At 63.8% G+C, this 18089-nt stretch carries 15 protein-coding genes and 1 pseudogene; 4 read left to right on the top strand and 12 right to left on the bottom strand.

The genetic code is table 11. The annotated features are described in order from the left end of the window. Positions 1 to 187: 187 nt before the first annotated feature. Both ACN0WV_RS17655 and ACN0WV_RS17660 read left to right on the top strand, forming a co-directional pair. Positions 188 to 1136: pseudogene (locus ACN0WV_RS17655) on the top strand (IS5 family transposase). A 178-nt stretch (positions 1137 to 1314) separates the two neighbouring features. Beyond that, positions 1315 to 1638, top strand: coding sequence for a DUF2269 family protein (locus ACN0WV_RS17660; RefSeq protein WP_417607600.1), 324 nt, complete (start codon positions 1315 to 1317; stop codon positions 1636 to 1638). A gap of 811 nt (positions 1639 to 2449) precedes the next feature. On the opposite strand, the gene ACN0WV_RS17665 is transcribed toward ACN0WV_RS17660, so the two are convergent. From ACN0WV_RS17665 to ACN0WV_RS17710, 10 genes are all read right to left on the bottom strand, one after another. Beyond that, positions 2450 to 3421 (bottom strand): NAD(P)-dependent oxidoreductase, encoded by a 972-nt coding sequence (locus ACN0WV_RS17665; RefSeq protein ID WP_417607537.1) that lies wholly within the window; start codon positions 3419 to 3421, stop codon positions 2450 to 2452. A gap of 102 nt (positions 3422 to 3523) precedes the next feature. Beyond that, complete coding sequence (lhgO, locus tag ACN0WV_RS17670) at positions 3524 to 4747, bottom strand: L-2-hydroxyglutarate oxidase (protein ID WP_417607539.1); 1224 nt, start codon at positions 4745 to 4747, stop codon at positions 3524 to 3526. Between the two features lie 111 nt (positions 4748 to 4858). Further along, positions 4859 to 4981, bottom strand: a complete 123-nt coding sequence (locus ACN0WV_RS17675) for a hypothetical protein (RefSeq protein WP_417607541.1) — start codon at positions 4979 to 4981, stop codon at positions 4859 to 4861. 9 nt (positions 4982 to 4990) lie between these two features. Beyond that, positions 4991 to 7033, bottom strand: a complete 2043-nt coding sequence (locus ACN0WV_RS17680) for a TRAP transporter large permease subunit (RefSeq protein WP_417607543.1) — start codon at positions 7031 to 7033, stop codon at positions 4991 to 4993. A 107-nt stretch (positions 7034 to 7140) separates the two neighbouring features. Then, positions 7141 to 8169, bottom strand: a complete 1029-nt coding sequence (gene dctP, locus ACN0WV_RS17685; RefSeq protein ID WP_417607545.1) for a TRAP transporter substrate-binding protein DctP — start codon at positions 8167 to 8169, stop codon at positions 7141 to 7143. Positions 8170 to 8221: 52 nt separating this feature from the next. Further along, positions 8222 to 8605 carry an AtuA-related protein gene (locus ACN0WV_RS17690; RefSeq protein ID WP_417607547.1) on the bottom strand — a complete coding sequence of 128 codons (384 nt, stop codon included), beginning with the start codon at positions 8603 to 8605 and terminating at the stop codon, positions 8222 to 8224. After that, a complete protein-coding gene (locus tag ACN0WV_RS17695; protein WP_417607549.1) occupies positions 8602 to 9975 on the bottom strand; it encodes an acyclic terpene utilization AtuA family protein in 1374 nt (457 codons plus the stop codon). The genes ACN0WV_RS17690 and ACN0WV_RS17695 overlap by 4 nt, the downstream gene beginning before the upstream one ends. A 186-nt stretch (positions 9976 to 10161) precedes the next feature. Beyond that, positions 10162 to 10809 carry a GntR family transcriptional regulator gene (locus ACN0WV_RS17700; RefSeq protein WP_417607551.1) on the bottom strand — a complete coding sequence of 216 codons (648 nt, stop codon included), beginning with the start codon at positions 10807 to 10809 and terminating at the stop codon, positions 10162 to 10164. Positions 10810 to 10840: 31 nt separating this feature from the next. Beyond that, entirely contained in the window at positions 10841 to 11632 is a 792-nt protein-coding gene (locus ACN0WV_RS17705; RefSeq protein ID WP_417607552.1) for an HpcH/HpaI aldolase family protein, read from the bottom strand. Positions 11633 to 11687: 55 nt separating this feature from the next. Then, positions 11688 to 12785, bottom strand: coding sequence for an Ldh family oxidoreductase (locus tag ACN0WV_RS17710; protein WP_417607554.1), 1098 nt, complete (start codon positions 12783 to 12785; stop codon positions 11688 to 11690). Between the two features lie 486 nt (positions 12786 to 13271). Here ACN0WV_RS17710 and nrdR point away from each other — a divergent pair, with 486 nt between their 5' ends. Both nrdR and ribD read left to right on the top strand, forming a co-directional pair. Beyond that, positions 13272 to 13739: a transcriptional regulator NrdR gene (nrdR, locus tag ACN0WV_RS17715; protein ID WP_084354205.1), complete on the top strand. Its 468-nt coding sequence runs from the start codon at positions 13272 to 13274 to the stop codon at positions 13737 to 13739. Continuing rightward, positions 13736 to 14842: a bifunctional diaminohydroxyphosphoribosylaminopyrimidine deaminase/5-amino-6-(5-phosphoribosylamino)uracil reductase RibD gene (gene ribD, locus ACN0WV_RS17720; RefSeq protein ID WP_417607558.1), complete on the top strand. Its 1107-nt coding sequence runs from the start codon at positions 13736 to 13738 to the stop codon at positions 14840 to 14842. Before nrdR ends, ribD begins: the two co-directional genes overlap by 4 nt. A 74-nt stretch (positions 14843 to 14916) precedes the next feature. Here ribD and ACN0WV_RS17725 read toward each other — a convergent pair whose 3' ends face one another. Together ACN0WV_RS17725 and ACN0WV_RS17730 are read right to left on the bottom strand one after the other, a co-directional pair. Then, positions 14917 to 16932: a capsular polysaccharide biosynthesis protein gene (locus ACN0WV_RS17725; protein ID WP_417607560.1), complete on the bottom strand. Its 2016-nt coding sequence runs from the start codon at positions 16930 to 16932 to the stop codon at positions 14917 to 14919. 10 nt (positions 16933 to 16942) lie between these two features. After that, entirely contained in the window at positions 16943 to 18088 is a 1146-nt protein-coding gene (locus ACN0WV_RS17730; protein ID WP_084354208.1) for a polysaccharide biosynthesis/export family protein, read from the bottom strand. Position 18089: the final 1 nt, after the last annotated feature.

Genomic DNA, 18089 nt, shown 5'->3' on the forward strand with positions numbered 1-18089 from the left:
ACATGTCAGCACCCGATGACGCGCCAAAATCAGCTCTGAAGAATCCTCTTGCGCAAGGGGCGGTTATACATGTTGCACAAGGAGCCTCTGGGATTCACTGTGTGAATTCAGTGTGGTAGCTGACGTGCATGACATATCCGCAAAGACGATCTACAAGACGACGAACTGGCATGACTAAAATCGGGCGCTGCGACAGCGCGGATCGCTAACTGTTTGGTTTGATCCTGCGATGGTGTGGGAGGCTGCGCCATCCGGGAAACGCGGTCGCCAACAGAGCTACAGCGATGCTGCCATACAGGCCTGCCTTACACTGAAGGTTCTCTTTGGCATGGCGCTTCGGCAGACGACCGGTTTTGTTGCGAGCCTTCTGAAGCTGGCCGGGCTCGATTGGTCCGTGCGTGACTTCAGCACCCTCAGTCCTCGGCAAAAGACTCTGGATGTGACGATCCCGTATCGCGGCTCCAAAGGACAGTTGCATCTGCTGATCCCCTCTCGTGACATCACGTTGTGATGCACTGCCGGGCAGTGGACAGCGCCGGGATCAAGGTGGAGCATGAAGGCGAGTGGCATGCCCGCAAGCATGATGGTTCGAAACGACGGGTCGGGCGCAAGATCCATCTCGGAATTGACGAGGAAACACTGGAAATCCGCGCCGTCGAGGTCACCACAAGCAATATCGGCGACGCGCCGATGCTGCCAGAATTTCTGAGCCAGATCGACCCAAGAGATCGCGACCGTCACCGCAGACGGTGCCTATGACACACGGAATTGTCACGACGCCATTGCCGACCGCGGTGCTGCCGCAATCATCCCGCCTCGCCGCAATGCCAGCCCATGGAGCACGACCACCGCCGTTGCCAGGGCACGAAACGAGGCGCTGCGCACCTCGACATATCTCGGTCGGGCGCTCTGGTGGCGCTGGAGTGAATATCACCGGCGAAGCCGTGCCGAAACAAAACCTTTCGGGACATCGCAGCGCGATACCCTGCCGGTCAGCGGATGAATTCCGTGAAAGGATTCGGTCAGCGCCTCATGGCCCGCGACTTGATCGTCAGGTCGCCGAGGTACAGTTCCGTGCGGCAGTGCTGAACCGGTTCACTGCACTCGGGATCACCGTCACAATCGCTGCAGGATAGGTGTGTCTGGGGAAGGGGGCATTGCGCCCATCCAAAACGCCGGAAACAACGGTGTCTTGTGGGGCGGCTTCCAGATGGATCAGGAGCCGGGGCGTGTCCCCATAAGCGCAAGAAGACACCGGTAGAACAGCTGGGCAAAACTGCCTGAACAGGCAACTCGCACCTCCCCCACGTCGAGATCACTGCATTCACCGCGACCGCAGCACTTGTCCAACCGATCACCGGCTACCTTCTTGCTCGAAACGTCGGCTGGTCTTTGCTTGAAGGCTGGGTCGTCCTGTCGCTCGGGCTATACGTCTTTGTCGGGATGTTTTGGCTTCCCGTGGTCTGGATGCAGATACGAATGCGGGATCTGGCGCGCGAGGCGCATGAGGCAGGCAAGGCGCTGCCCGATGAATATCACCGTCTATTCCAGTGGTGGCTCGCCTTTGGGTTCCGGGCATTTGCCGCGGTTCTGGTGGTCGTCTGGCTGATGCTCACGAAGCCCAACATCGGCCAGTGATCTTCGCATCGTTTCGACAAAATCCAAAATAATTGATTTGGGCGCTGCTTTCGTTGGTGGATAAGCGGATCCTCGAATTTAAGAGAGAGATCAGAATCCTTTACAGAAGAGCGGCGTGACACCCACGTCATTCAAACTTGATTTTCAATCTGGGAAATGAGAACAACTTCTTTAAGTTGTTAAGGATCTGATATTATGACAATAAATCCTACCACCCCAGCCAACCCCCTTAAAGCACGTTAGTTTTCACTGGGATAGGCATAGGTCAAGCCGCCGTCCTTGCGTCTCTACCTCGAAGTGGTACACAAACTGGTTCACATCGCGCGCGGTGTAGGGCGTGGGAACCATCGAGAGGGTGGGGGTCCATTTCGTCCGTAGAACCGGAGTCTTCCATTTTCGGTGCCGCTGGCCCGAAATAACAGGCGTCTCGGCGCGCCGGAATTTCTGTCGGCTTCTCTACGCACCCGTGTCCTTTCCGAAGCGGTAAAGCGGTCGTCCGCCCTGCTGCGCGCATCGCCAGTGGCAGGGCTCGCAACTGCTGGGTGGCTTATTGGCCAAGCCTCATCAGGAAGGCCCTGACGGTCCGGCATTGCCGGATTGTGGCTTCGCGATCGGGAAAGATCATATCCGATACGTTGTGAGCGGCGAACCAATTGTACGCTTGGTCAAGTCTTCGCGACATGGCCGACCCGCACCATGGGTCGCAGGACCCTCAACTTGCGTTGAAGCATCTGTTGGACTCCGGGCGTGGTCATCCACTTCTTTCCAAACTTGAGAGGCTCAACGGTTCTTTCTGCGGTGTACGTTCTATCTACCCGTCCACGCCCCTGCCAACAGGAAGCACCACCATCTCGGGGGAAAGTGTTCCGTCCAGATGGTCGAGGATGTTCTGCGCCGACCGCATCGCCATACGCCGCACGCTCTCGGTCGTCATTGCAGCGGAATGCGGGGTCACGATCACACCGGGGTGTTTGAGAAGCGGGTCATCGCGCGCGGGCGGTTCCTTTGCGAAAACGTCGGTCGCGTAGATCGACGGCGTTCCGGTTTCCAGCGCCGCCACCACGGCAGCTTCATCGACCACGCCGCCGCGCCCGGTATTCACCACGATCGCCCCCGGCTTGAGCTGCGCCAGGAGCGTGGCATCGAAGAGGTTGGCGGTTTCGGTTGAAAGCGGCATATGGAGGCTGATCACGTCGGCGTCAGCAACCTCCAAAATATCGGTCGCGCGCCGGTAGCCGTCGGGCAGAGCAGCGTCCTCGGGAAGATACGGATCGAAGATCCGGATCCGCGCTCCGAAGGCCGCTGCGCGCTGTGCATAGGCCCGACCGATCCGGCCGAAGCCGAACACCATCGTCTCGGCGTCGCAGAGCTCCCGCGCGCCGCGATTTTCAGGCACCGTCCAATCGCCGTTCCGCGCCACATGTTGCGCCTGACCAAGATTCTTGCAGGCGGCGAGCGTGAGCATCATCGCGTGTTCGGCCACCGCGACATAGTTGGCATCGGCGGTGATTGCGACGCCGATGCCGAGACTGCGGAGCTGATCGGAGTTAAGGTTGTCGCAGCCGACGCCATGGCGCGAAACCATGCGCAGGCGCGGGGCATTGCAGTAAAGCGCCTCGGCCACGGTGCGGCCGCGCAGCAAGAGGTAATCGGCCTGCGGCATCTGCGCGGCGATTTTCTGCTCGGTCGGCGTTTCAAGATGCACGATCTCGATGTCGTCGCGCGCTTGCAAGAGCGCCATGCCATCGGGGTGGATCGGGTCGAGAACCAAAACGCGGGCCATCATGCGACCTCCCGCTCCGGTATGGGGCGAAAGCCCGGCCGGCCTGGGGCTTGTGGTCGGGTTCTGACCGGGAACGTGGTCGTATTCATGGGGCGATCCTCCTCAATGGGTCAAGACGGGGCGTGCGGCCCCCGGGCGTTCGAGCAGCCGCTGGGCGATGTGTGTTCCGATCGGCAGCGCCGATGTGGCCGCGGGCGACGGCGCATTGCAGACGAAAACGGCCCGTGGCGTGTCGAGAAACAGGAAGTCGTGGATCAGGCTGCCGTCGCGACCCACGGCCTGGGCGCGAATGCCGGCCTCTATCGGCTCCAGATCGTCAAGCTCTAGCGTCGGGCAATACTTGCGGCATTGCGCCAGGTAGCGGCGGCGGAACAGGCTGTTGCGCAGCTCTTCGAGGCCGGGGCGGAGGTTGGCGGCGAGCAACTTCCAGAAGCCCGGGAAAAGCAGCGCATCGCCCATGTCGCGCAGGTTCACCGCGAACCTGTCATAGCCCTCGCGGGCCATGCCCAGCATGGCATTGGGTCCGACGGTGATGGAGCCGTCGATCATGTTGGTCAGGTGAATGCCGAGGAAGGGCAGGTCGGGGTCGGGCACCGGGTAGATCAGGTGGCGCAGTCTGCCCTCCCAGCGCTTTGCCAGGCGAAAATACTCGCCGCGGAACGGCACGATGCGGAAATCGGGGGCAAGACCGGCCATGCGCGCCAGCCGGTCGGCCTGCACGCCGGAACAGACCACGAGGTTGTGCGCGTGCAGCGTGTCCTGTCCGCTGACCCCAACCGTTACCTCCCCGTCACCTTCGCTGAGGCCCGTCACCTCGGCTTGCAGGCGGATTTCGCCGCCCGCAGCGCGGATGTCGGCGGCCATCGCCTCGCAGACGCGGGCATAGTCGACGATGCCGGTGGCGCGCACCAGCAGAGCGCCGAGGCCCGAGATGTCTGGCTCCATCGCCGCCAGCCGTTCGCGGTCGATCCGCTCCACCTCGACCGTGTTCTCGATGGAGCGGCGGTAGAGCGCGTCCATCCGCTCCATCTCGAGCGCATCAGTGGCGACGATCAGCTTGCCGCAGGTCTTGAACGGAATGTCATGCGCGCGGCAGAAGGCCTTGGTAGCCTCGGCACCGTCGCGGCACAGTTCGGCCTTCAGAGAACCGGGTGCGTAGTAGATGCCGGAGTGGATGACGCCGCTGTTGTGGCCGGTCTGATGGGTCGCCAGCCAGGTCTCTTTTTCGAGCACGACCAGCCTTGCGCCGGGCCGCCGCTCCAGCAGTGCCCTCGCCGTCGCCAGCCCGACGATGCCGCCGCCGATCACGCAATAATTAAAGGTCATGAGCGCCCTCGTTCAGGGATGCACCCGGTGGCGAGACCGAGAGAATTTCCCGGTGATCGGCCACCGGGCAGTTGCGGCAGAGCTGGGGGAGGGTCGCCCTGCCGTAAGGTTTCAGCCGATCTGGAGGGACAGCTCGAACATCAACCAGACCACCACCGCGGCCAGGATGAAGCCGGCAATCCAGCTCCAGGGGCGATAGTTCGGGTCTGTGGCTTCGCGTTCGTCAGGTGCCATGGTTCGCTCCTATTGCGAGAGGTATTCCGGAAGGAAAAGGGCGATCTGCGGGAACATGATAACCATCGCGAGACCGATGATCTGCAACACGATGAACGGCAGCATCGCCACGAAGATCTCTTGCAGCTTCACGTCGCTGGGGGCCACGCTCTTCAGCCAGAAGGCGGCGGGGCCGAAGGGGGGCGACAGGAAGTAGATCTGCATGTTCATCACGAAGAGCACCCCGAACCACAGCGCCGCTTGCTCTGGTTCAAGCCCGAGCGCCGGGCCGAGATCCATCACCACCGGCGCAAAGATCGGCACGGTGATGAAGACGATCGCAATCCACTCCATGAACGTGCCCAGCACCATCAACACCGCCATCATCAGCAGGATGATCAGCATCGGGTGCATGTCGAGCCCGGTGAACAGCTCGCGCATGAAGGCGGCACCACCGATGACGTTGTAGATGCCCACGAGGCTAACCGCGCCGAGCACCAGCCAGATGATGGTGCCCACGGTGGTGGTGGTGCGCATCAGCGCGTCGAGCAGCATCTTCCAGTTCAGTTCCATGCGGATCGCGGCGACGATGCAGGCACCGATCACGCCGACGCCCGCGGCCTCGGTGACCGAGGCGATGCCGGCATAGATGCTGCCCATCACCATGCCGATGACCAGCAGCGCCATGATCACCGCGATCAGGCGGTGGCGCGCCAGGGTCTGCTCTTCTCCGGCGCGTTCAGCGATCTCCGAGGAGGTCGGCGCCATTTGCGGCCGGAGCCGGCAGATCACCAGGATGTAGAGGATGTAGAGCGAGGCATAGAGCATGCCCGGTAACGCGCCGGCCATGAACAGGTCGCCGATGCCGACCTGGGCCGCAAGGCCATAGACGATCATGATGATCGAGGGCGGGATCAGCGTGGCCAGAGAGCCGGCGGCGCAGATCACCCCCATCGCCAGCTTGCGATCGTAGCCCAGCCGCAGCATCTGCGGCAGCGCGACGAGCCCCAGCATCACGATCTCGCCGCCCATAATGCCGGTCATGGCGGCCAGCACCACGGCGACGACAGTGGTTTGCACCGCCACGCCGCCGCGCAGATTGCCCGCGAAGATGCTCATCGCGTCGAACAGGTCCTTGGCGACGCCGGAGCGTTCGAGAATGCAGCTCATCAGGACAAAGAGCGGCACCGCGACCAGGGTGTAATGCTCCAGCAGCCCGGTGACGTTGGACGACACCAGGAACAGACCGCGCGGACCGAAGTAGAGCAGCGCGCAGAAAATCGACACCGTCAGTGTCGCCACGCCCAGCGGCATGCCCGTCATCATCAACACCAGCAAGGCAGCAACGATGAAGACGGTAACCCAGCTCAGCGGGAGCGATCGGATATCCATCTCGCGGCCCAGATTGCTCAGCGGCTCCAGCGGCGAGAACAGCGACCAGAAGAAATCGGTAAGGGCGCTGCTGCCGAGATAATGATCGAGCAGGAGCGCCAGGATGCGCAGCGCCAGCACGATGCCGGCAATCGTGACGACCTTACGCCACAGGCGGCTCTTGACATCTTCCAACAGGTTGCCGAACAACTGCACCACATAAAGCACGGTGCCAGCGACCAGGCCGATCTTCAGCATCATCGGCATCGGCGAGTTGAAGCCGCTGCCGGTTCGCTGGACCAGGTCGACAGCCTTCAGCATCGGCGTCAGCGAGGCTTCAAGCAGAATGTAAATCGCGACCGCGCTGACGATGGTGGAGACCATGCCAAGCGCCCGGCGGGTCTGTTCGCTGGCCATGTCGGTGATGACGGTGATGGCGATATGGCGACGATAGAGCGTGACGTAGCCGGCCGAAAGCACCCAGGCCAGGGCGCAGAGCGTCATCACGACTTCAAAGGCCCATTGGGTGGGCGAAGCCAGCACATAGCGGGTGAACACCTCGAAGACGGTGATCGCCGCGCAAACCAGATAAAGCGGGGGGATGGCGTGGCCGATGAAACGGCTCAAATGCGCGATCACGGACGGCATCCGGCCCGGATGGCGGGCGGTGTCGAAATCGAGTATTTCGGTATCGGTCGGCATTCGGTTCTCTCAGCCTCGTCTGCAATGCGGAAAAATCGAGGCGGCGTTCGCCGCCGCCCCGCTGTGGCTCCCCCGCGCCCGAACCCGGACGCAAGGGAGTTGCGGAGTTATTCGAGCAGGCCGGCGTCGCGCAGGTACTGCACCTGTACCTCATAGGCCTCCTGCGCCAGCGGCGAGAGCTTGGCGTAGTCTTCCCAGACCGACTTTGCGATCTCGCGGAATTTGGCCCGGTCCTCGGGCGACCAGTCGATGATTTCCTTTACGTTGGTCCCGCCGGCGCGATCCTTGGCGATGATCTTGTAGTCTTCCAGGTTGGAATAGCGGCGCAGGTCGGGCAACGCGGCCATGTACCAGGTGTTGATCATTTCCTGCTGGGCGGGCGTAAAGGCATCCCATACGTCCTTATTGAAGGTGAGGTACAGGATCGCCTGGCTGTGGATGCCGGGCTGGATCGGGTAGGGGGCCACCTTGTGCAGGCCGGTCGCATGGTTGTTGACATAGGCGCTGGCATCCGCGGCGTCGATAATGCCCTTCTCCAGAGAGGTATAGACCTCGGAGAACGGGATCGGCACCGATGTGGCCCCTGCGCGGCTGAAAAGCTCGGCAGGCAGGCCCTCGGGCGCGCGGATCTTCAGGCCCTTCAGGTCATCGACGCCACGGATCGGCACCGCAGCGGGCAGCGATTCACGGGTGTAGGGGGCGCAGCCGACCACATGCACCATGTTGTCGGAATACTTGTCGACCAGCTTTTGCAGGAACGCCTTGCCGCCGGCATTCATGCACATGGTTTGGCCCTGGTCGGGGGTGTCATAGGCCGCCACCATGTCGGCGAACATGCCGAAGGCCGGGTCTTTGCCGGTCGAACGGCTGACGGCGTCGTGGAACCCGTCGAGAATGCCCATCGACACGGCATCAAGCCCTTCGGCGGCGGGCACCACGGAATTGATCGGCAAAAGCTCCAGCTCGATTTCGCCACCGCTCATCGCGGTCAGGCGCGGCACCCAGACATTCTGCAAATATTGCAGGGTGAAATCGCCTGCATTCTGACTGGTTTGCAGCCGGTAAATCTCGGCCCCGGCCCCGGTGGCCAGACCCGCGGCGAGCGCGGCCGCGCATAGTGTTTTCATGAGTTTCATGTCTCTCTCCTCTCTAAATCTACGTTTTCTGTGCCTGTGCCTGTGCCTGTGCCTATGCCTGTGCGACATCGCCTGGCGAAGCGTCTTCAGCCCAGGGGCTGGCGTCGGCGAGCATGGTTCGGTCGACCCGGACCGGCAGCGCCAGCAGGCGGAACGACATCGTCTTGCCGTGGCCGTCGAGGTTGAGCGCGGTGTTCACGCCGCCTTCCAGCACATCGTCGATGACAAAGTTGAAGGCGTTGATCCGGGGCATCTCGTAGCGGCGAACGGCGGTGGCTCCGCGGTGGCGGAAGACCTCGAGCACCCGCGCCTCGGTGAGCTGCTCGGCCAAAAGCGGCCAGGCCTCGGGCTTGTAGGGGATCACGCTAATATTCAGCCGGTTACCCTTGTCTCCGGCGCGGCCATGCGCGACCTCGTGCAGCGGAACTTCGATCATGCCTGCTCCTCCAGAAAACGCGCCTGCGCCGGAACATCGCGGCGAGGCACCAGGCAGGAGCGCGTGGCGACCCGACGGGTCGTGTGCCAGCGCGCCCCTCCGGTACCGGCCGGCCCGCAGCACAGCATCGCCAGCGCCTCCCGCGCGGCCTGGTCAACATCTTCCTGATGCGGCCCGGCAGCAGCGATCCGCACCCGCACCTCGACGGGCTCGGGCCCGGCGTGGGCGCGCGTCAGGTCGCCTGCGTCATTGTCATGCACCGCGCCCATGCCGATCAGGTCGATCCGGCTGCGCACCGCAAGCTGTCGGATGCGCAGCCGTTCGCGCAGCGCATCCGCCATCGCCATTGCTCGCGCGCGGCAGTTGGGGCCGGCCACGCTGACCTCTCCCTCGCCCAGCCAGCCGCCGTCGTGGCTGATCGTCACCTTCAGGTCCTCGGGCCGCGGCTGCCCGGCGATGCCATCCACCCGCACCCGGTCGGGCGCGATCTCCTCCAGGGTGATGGCGGTCATGTCGACGGTGACATCCGGCGTGACGTAGCGCGACGGGTCGTGCACCTCGTAGAGCAGTTGCTCGGTCACGCTGGCCACGCTGACGCGCCCGCCGGTATCGTCGGCCTTGGTCACCACCAGGCCGCCGTCGGCCTCCACCTCGGCGATCGGAAAGCCGATGTTGGCGGGGTCCGGAATGTCCTTGTAGCCGGGATCGAAGAACACGCCGCCGGCAAGCTGCGCGCCGCATTCCAGCAGATGCCCGGCCACCGCGCCCACGGCCAGCTTGTCCCAGTCCTCGGCGGACCAGCCGAAATGCCAGATCAGCGGGGCAAGCGCCAGCGACGGATCGCCGGTGCGGCCGGTCACCACCACGTCGGCACCGCCACGCAGGGCTGCAACGATGGGCTGCGCATCGAGATAGGCGTTGGCGGCGATGATGTCGCCGCCATGGGTGTCGATCCCGGCATCGGCCTCGAACACCGGGTATGTTTCCAGCGGCAGGCCGCGCACATCATCGCCCTCGACAATGCCGACCTTGACCGGACGCAGACCCAGCTCTCTGGCGAGCGCCGCGATCCGGCGCGCCGCACCCTGCGGGTTGGCACCTCCGAAATTGCCAATGATCGGGATGCCATGCTCAAGGCAGAGGCCCAACACCGGTGCCAGCAGCCGGTCGAGCATGGGCTCGAAACCCTTGTCGGCGTCGGCGTTGCGGGCCATCTGCGCCAGCGCCACGGTGCGTTCGCCAAGCACTTCGAAGAACAACGCCGAGGGCAGGCCGCGAGAGATGAGCGTGCGCACTACCGGCAGCGCCGCATCGACCCGGTCGCCGGAAAACCCCGCGGCATTGCCGATCAGGAATCGTTTGCTGTTCATGTCTTCTTCCTCATCCACTTGCGGGAAGTGAGCCAGATTGCCGCCATGATTGTCAACAACTTTATTGACACAAATGTCCACCTACTCATCACGCAGCCGGGCGCACCCCGCGGCACGAGGCGCAAGCACGATTTCAAAGGATATGCTGCTTAATCCGCCGGTGCTGTCAGCAGCGGCGCGGGGCGTTCAGCCCACCTGTTCGCTGCGGCCATGTTTCAGCTCCCAGGCGCGGCGGTATGCGATGCTGGAATCGGGCAGATGCACCCGCACCGCCTCGACATATCGCGCGGTGTCGCATTGCCGCATCGCCTCGACGATCTCGCGGTGCTGGGCCACCACCACGTCGAGATGCCCCGGATCGTTGTATTTTACCGCCCGGATGCTGTGCACGCGGCGCGAGTATTCCTCGATCACCCGTTGCAGCATCTCGTTGGGGCAGAACGAATACTGGTGTCGGTGCAGCTCGACATTAAGCCGGAATACCCGGCGCAGGTCGCGCGCGGCGGCCGCCTCGGCATGGGTTTCCACCAGTTCCTCCATCTGCCCCAGCCCGGCCGGCGGGATCGGAAACGGCGTGCGTTCGGCGGCCCGCAACTCGAGGATCTCGCGCACCTCGTAGAGGTCGTCGATCTCGTCAGGCGTCGGCTCCACCACCAGCGCACCGCGATTGGGAACACGGGTCACCAATCCGCGGTTCTCTAGCTCGCCGAGGATGCTGCGCAGCAGGTAGCGGCTGAGACCAAATCGCTTTTGCAGCGCATCCTCCACGATCCGGGATCCCGGTGGATATAGGCCGAAGACGATGTCTTCCTCGATCTGGTCAATCACTTCCATGAACTGCGCATGCCTCCCGCTCCACTCTGGTTCAATAAAGTGCCTTCACCGTCTTGTCACCCGCGTCTGGCCGCGCATTGCGAAGCATGTCGGCCACGGCGGCCGAGAAGATCTTGGTGTCGGTTGACAGCGACGCAAGGTTGAACCCGTCTTTCAGCTTGGCCGCGGCGACGGCGGAATTTCCGGTGTGGATGCCGGCAAAGCGCCCGGCGGCCTGGGCCTTTTCACGGATCGTCACGATCGCCTCTTCGACCTCGGGCGCGATGTTCTCGAGCGAGGGCGGGTAGCCCATCGAAATCGCCAGGTCGGACGGTCCGATATACACTGCGTCGAGCCCTTCGACGGTGAGAATATCATCGAGGTTGTCCAGCGCCTCGCGGGTTTCGATCATCGCCAGGGTGGCGATGCGGGTCTTGGCCTGTTCCTGGTAGTCGGCGCCGTAGGCGATGGAGGCGCGCGTCGGCCCGAAAGAGCGAGACCCGCGCGGCGCGTAGTGGCAGGCCGACACGAAGGCCTCGGCTTCGGCGCGGGTGTTGATCATCGGGCAGATGATGCCGGTAAACCCTGCGTCGAGCAGCGCCATGATGAAGCCGGGGTCATTCCAGCGCACGCGGGCCAGCTTTGGCACGTCGCTCACGCCCATCGCCTGGAGCATCGTCAGGGCCATCTGGTAATCCACCAGCCCATGCTGAAGGTCGATCGTCAGCGTGTCGAACGGCTGCCGCGCGATGATCTCGGCGGTCACCGTCGAAGGCATGGCGCACCAGCCGTTGATGCATTTGTCGCCGTTCTCCCAGATCTCGCGTACGCTCGGAATCGACATGCTTTTTCCTTTCGTGGTTCAAATCCTGTCACAGAGCACAGTGCCGCGCTCGCAGTTAGGCCATGGCCTCGTGTTCCAACCCTTGGGCGTCAAGGCCCATCTCTTCGGCCAGGTCGAGTATGGCCCGCATCACGCCGGGGGGCACCGTAAGCCCGTTCAACCGGGTGTGGTGCTGCCGCGCGCGTTCCGGGTCGCCGGGGATCTGCACGCGCTCGAGTCCAGCTTCGGGTCGCAGTCCGCGGACGAAATCGATGTAGTCGCGCACCTCGGCCGCGAAGCCGCCGGTGTCGTCGAGCCGTGCCGGATCAATGACGATGGCGACATAGCCATTGCCGAAGATCCCGTCGCCCTGCTTGTTGGTGCCGTTCCCGGTGAGCGCCCCGGCCAGAAGTTCGCAGGCCAGCGCCAGGCCCGAACCCTTGTGGTCCCCCATGGTGCGCAGTGCACCGGTGCCGGCCCGCGGGTCTGGCACCGGCGCATTCAGCGTGTCGCCATAAAGGACCTGCGGGTCCGAGGTCCGCTGACCGTCGCCGCCCACCAGGGCCTCGGGCGGCAGCGGCGGTCCACCGCGCGCGGCGACCAGCGCCTTGCCTTCGGCGACCATGGAGGTGGCGAAATCGAGGATGAAATCATCGCCGCCCGGATTGGGCACGCCAATGGCGATGGGCGCGGTGGAACAGGCCGCTTCGGCCGAACCGAAGGGCGCCACGATCCGCGAGCCGCCGACATTGACGAAATGCAGCGAGACAAAGCCGGCCCGCGCGGCTTGTTCGGCATAGGCACCCAGCCGGCCGATATGGCCGGCGTGGCGCATCGCGATGATTGCGGTTCCGTGGCTGCGGGCGCGCTCGATACCTATGGAAATGGCCTCCCCGGCAAGCCGCTGGCCCATGCCGGACTGCCCGTCGAGCTGCACCAGCGCGCCGATATCGGCGATCACCTTTGCCGCGCGGTTGGCCTTGATCTTGCCCGATCGCAGCCATTGCACATAGCGTGAAATCCGGACGACACCGTGACTGTCATGCCCGCGTGCGCTTGCCTCGACCAGATGATCGGCGACGATCCGCGCCTCTTCTGGCGCGCAGCCTTCGTGTTCCAACATGGCACACAGAAGGTCGGACAGATTGCCGGTATCCACGGGGTATGCAGTCATCCGCTTGTCGCTCCTTCTCGGTGCCGGCAATCCCCGGCTGTCCGCACTGTTGTTAAAGCTACCAAGAATATTGTCAACAGAATTGTCGATAATAAATCACCCAGATAGGCAAGACGGTGAGTGCGCCAGCCAAAGACAGGGCTACGACTGTTTGGCCAAGGCTGTAGCGTCATGAAAAAGCGCGAGGGACCGGACCGCAGGCACCCACCCCTACGGCTGGATGGGCGGGAATAACGGATCTCGCCGGAAGCCGGCCGCTGTCCCGCGCGCCACGATGTGGTGCAGACCTTCAACGGCGGTTGCCCCCATAGCGGCGATAGTCCCGGTCTGGCGTTGGTCGTCGACTGACGCGGATACGCCGCGTTTTCGCGCTTATCTAGCGTGCGTAAAACACATCTACCCAAACCCTAGCGGCTGTCCTATAGTACTGCCCAAGTGGGCCCATAGACCTACAAACAGAGGCGGATCAACATAGGGGGATGGCCCATGCGCTGCCCGTTTTGCGGAAATATCGACACTCAGGTCAAGGATTCACGTCCCGCAGAGGACCATGTCTCGATCCGACGGCGACGTTTCTGTCCGGCATGTGGCGGCCGTTTTACCACCTATGAACGCGTGCAGCTGCGCGATCTGGTGGTGATCAAGACCAATGGCCGACGCGAAGATTTCGACCGCGACAAGCTGGAACGCTCGATCCGCATTTCCATGCAGAAACGCCCGGTAGAGCCGGAACGGATCGACCAGATGATCTCCGGCATCGTGCGGCGGCTGGAAAGCATGGGCGAAACCGACATCCCGTCCAAGCAGATCGGCGAGATCGTGATGGAGGCGCTGGCCCGGATCGACACCGTGGCCTATGTGCGCTTTGCCAGCGTCTACAAGAATTTTCAGGCCGCCGATGACTTCGACAAGTTCGTCAGCGAGCTGCGCCCGGACCCCGCCCCGGAAAAGTGACAAAGGCCGATACCCGTCATATGGCCCACGCGCTGACCCTTGGTCGGCGCGGGCAGGGCAGGTGCTGGCCAAACCCGGCGGTGGGCTGCGTGATCGTGCAAGCGGGTCGCATCGTCGGACGCGGCTGGACCCAACCCGGCGGGCGCCCGCATGCCGAAACCGTGGCGCTGGCGCAGGCCGGACAGGCCGCACGCGGGGCCACGGCCTATGTCACGCTGGAACCCTGTGCCCATCATGGCCAGACACCCCCCTGCGCCGAGGCGCTGATTGAGGCCGGTATCGCCCGCGTTGTCGCCCCGTTCGAGGATAACGATCCGCGCGTTTCGGGGCGTGGTTTTGCGATGCTGCGTGCGGCGGGCATCGCCGTCACAACCGGCATTCTTGCGGGGCAGGCCGCCGAGGATCACGCCGGTTTCTTCCGCCGCGTGGAACAGGGGCGGCCCTGGCTGACCCTGAAACTCGCCACCAGTTTTGATGGCCGCATCGCCACCGCCAGCGGCGAAAGCCAGTGGATCACCGGCCCCGATGCCCGGCGTCTGGTCCATGCGCAACGCAACCAGCACGATGCGGTGATGGTGGGCGGTGGCACTGCGCGGGCCGACGATCCATCGCTCACCGTGCGCGGTCTGGGCGTTGCGCATCAACCCGTGCGGGTCGTGGTGTCGCGCCTGCTCGACCTGCCGCTGATGGGTCAGCTTGCCCGCACCGCGTCACAGGTTCCGGTCTGGATCTGCCATGGTCCGGATGCCGATGCGACGCTTCACAAGGCGTGGGAGGGGTTGGGCGCACGCTTGCTGCCCTGCACGTTGCTGGGCCGACAGTTGAATCCCACGTCGGTGCTGCAAGCGTTGGGGCAAGCCGGGCTGACACGCGTCTTCTGCGAGGGCGGCGGAACGCTGGCCGCCTCCCTGTTCGAGGCACGTTTGGTGGATGAACTGATCGGCTTTACCGCTGGCGTCACTCTGGGTGCCGAGGGGCGGCCTTCGATCGGCGCGCTCGGGCTGGAGCATCTCGCCGATGCGCCGCGGTTTGATCTGGTCGAAACGCGCGCAATCGGTCCGGATGTGATGCACCGCTGGACCCGTCGCACAGCGCCGGAGTAGCCGCGCCACTTGCCTGTCCTTGCCGTCACACGCGGCGCGAACTCTGCGCTTTGAAGACCCACCCAAATCCAGAGCTACCTTCGCCAAAGATGCGCCTGACTGGCGAACAACCCCTGCAATTTGGACAGGCTTCGGTTGAACGGTCCGGGCCTTGGCACCTGTTCTTTGGCCAGCCGGTCCACGATCACCTCGACCGGGCAGGGCAGGCCGGTCACCGGATCGCGGTAGCGCGGATAGGCGATCAATGTGGCATGCACCAGCCCGGCAAGTGTCACCCGTGCCCGGCGCCGACCGGGCACCTCGCCCAGATCGGTCGTCAGCCCCCAGCCTGCGTAAAACGGCGCGCCCAGCGTTACCACCCGGCAACCGCGCAGCAAGGCCTCGAACCCGGTCAGCGAGGTCAGGGTCCAGACCTCATCTACCGCCTCAAGCAACCCCGCCATATCGGTCTGTTCCAGCACCCTGTCAGCGATCTGACCTGCCTCGGGAACCGCGCCGCTGCGCAGCCCCGCCTCGACATCCGGATGCGGTTTATAAAGCAGAACCGCGTCGGGATTGGCCTGTCTGGCCGCCTTCAAAAGCGCAAGATTGGTCCGAAGCGCGCCGCATCCGGTCAGGATGGACGCGTCATCCTCGACCTGTCCGGGCGCAAGTATCCGGTGGCCGGGTGGAAGCTCCGGGCAGCGTTGCGACAGGTTGTATTTCGATAGCCCACCGGCCGTGATCGCGCCGATCAGGCGCTCGGCGCGCAGGATCTGGTCAGCGGGCAGGTCCGGACTTTGCGCGATCAACTGTTCCAGATCCGAGGCTTTCGAAGGATCGTAATAGATGCCTGTCGTGTCGCAAACCAGCGACAGCGGCGGGATCAGGTCCGCCCCCAAGCCGCGCGAGCGCAGAAACCCGTCCTCGACCCGCACCGCATCCGATCCGGGCGTGGCCTTGCCCGCCCAGACCATATGGCGCAGGCCATTCGTTCGGGCGGTTTCCGCCGGGGTGTCATTCTCGAACCGGACCTTGCGCTCATTGCCGAAAAACCGTTGCAACGGCGCGCGTTTCCACAGACGCATGCCCTCGGCCACCCATCCCCGACGGTCGTCGCGAAAGGCCCGTACCTGCGCCTCCAGCGTCTCGACGGCCTGTTCAAAGTCGCAAAGCGTATCCCGGTACGGATCATACCAGCGCGGATACAGGATCATCGCGGCCGCAAAAAGCTGTTCCGGCGTCAGGTGACGCTGGCGGCGGGCAACGGGTCTTTCGTCATCGCTTTGCCCCCAACCGGCATAGAAGGGCTGGCCAAAAACCCGCGGGCGATGTCCGGCAAGGATCGCCTCGAACCCCAATTGCGACGACAGCGTGTAGACCGCAACAGCTCCCCGCAACAGCGTCCAGGGCGAGGCCGCGCCGTCGTACAAAACCACGTTGCCACCGGCATCCTCTGACCGAAAGTAGCCCACCCGATGCCCCGCTTGCGTCTCCGGATGGGTTTTCAGCAAGATGCGCCGCGCCGGATGCTCTGCCCGAGCGGCGTCCAGCATCGCGCGAAACTGCGCCGCATCACCGTTGCTGGCCGTCACCGAAGCATCGCCGCGTGTCTGGTCAATAACCAGCACATAGCCCGGCTCCGGCGCGCGCAGACCGGCATCAAAACTGTTGTATTTGCTCAGATCGGCTGTCTGAAGCCGCGCCATGCCCGTCCGGGCCCGCGCCAACAGCGCAGGATCGTCAAGCGGGTGATCCAGCAGCAGCTTTTCCAGATCAGAGGGCTGGCTGGCGTCAAAATGCACGCCCGAGTGGTCGATCAACAGGCCAAGCGGCGGATCACCATCACGCCCGGTGCGGACAGAGCGCAAAAACGCGTCCTCGACCCGGACCAGTGACGTCCCACGGCGTTGCGCAATCGCCTCGCCCCGGTGGGCCGTCGGGCTACGGCCCCAGACCCCGATCAGGTCATCCGGCCCCGGCAGGCCCAGCGAGACGCGATACCCGGCAAGGGCAAGGATGCGGCGGACACGGCTTTGGGTCAGAAAACCGCCATTGTAGACGTAGAAACGCCGGGAAGATGGCTTCCCGGCGGTTTCGTTCCCATGCATGTCGCGCCCGTTAGCCGCCCGTCAACGCCGTGGCGGCGGTATCTGCCGTTGTGATCGACGTCAGAGAACCGGTGAGCGCGGCAACAACCTTGTTCCATTGCGTGAAAGGGGCCTCGGTCACATACAGCGTGTCGCCGTCGCGAATGGTGAAATCACGGGCGATGAAAATGCCGTTGGGCTGGGTCAGATCCAGCACATAGACCATGCGCTGATCGCCTTGCAGGTCATTGCGGCCCAGAACCTGATTGGCGACGCTCGCAGATTCGTCGCGCATCACGAACACCCCGGTCGGGTCCGACGCAGAGGGCGTCAGGCCGCCGACCTGCGCGATCGCCTCGATCGCGGTAAGCGACTGATGTTCAAACTTCATCCGGGCCTGCTGGCCGGTCGCACCCAGCGCGGTAAAGGCGCGGCTGTCCTGTTCGATCACGATGCGGTCGCCACCGCGCAGGGCGATGTCCATCTGGGGATTTTCGTACAGATCCTTGAACCAGATCTTGCCGGTCTGGCCACCACGCAGCACGCGGACCTGGGCAACTTCGGGATCTATTGTCACGCCACCAGCACGGGCCAGCATCGCCGAAAGCGTGCGGGTCGGGCGTTCGATCGGATAGACCCCCTGACCGCCCACGGCACCCATCAGGCTGACAGCCGCCCCGTCCCCGGCCAAGCGGCGCACCTGCACCTGCGGATCGGGGGTCTGGTCGGCCAGCTTGTTGGTGATGATACGGCGAATCGCCTCGGGGGTATTGCCCGCAGCCTTGATGCGTCCTGCATAGGGCACAAAGACAAAGCCGTTGCCATCGACCTGAACCTCTTCCAGCACGGTGGCATTCAGACCTTCGTTTGACAGAAGCCCGTCATCGACGTTTTCCCAGACCGTCAGACCCAGCGTGTCTCCGGCGCGAATCGTGTCGCTGCCCAAGGCTGCCGCATGCCGGAAACTGTCGGAAAACCCGAAGGATGGCACAACAGAAATGGCGCGGGTGACATGATCATCGACGGAAACGACAAAGGCGTTGCCGTCTTTCTGGACCGATCCGGCGTAGATTTCGCGCTTGTTCGGCCCGACACGCGGAAGACCGCAAGACGCTAGAATCGACACGACGGCCAGAAGAGCCACGGATTTTGCCCAGCGGGTGGCGGTTGGTTTCACT

The organism is Primorskyibacter flagellatus, assembly GCF_048268605.1.
In the GTDB taxonomy this organism is placed as follows: Bacteria; Pseudomonadota; Alphaproteobacteria; order Rhodobacterales; family Rhodobacteraceae; genus Primorskyibacter; species Primorskyibacter flagellatus.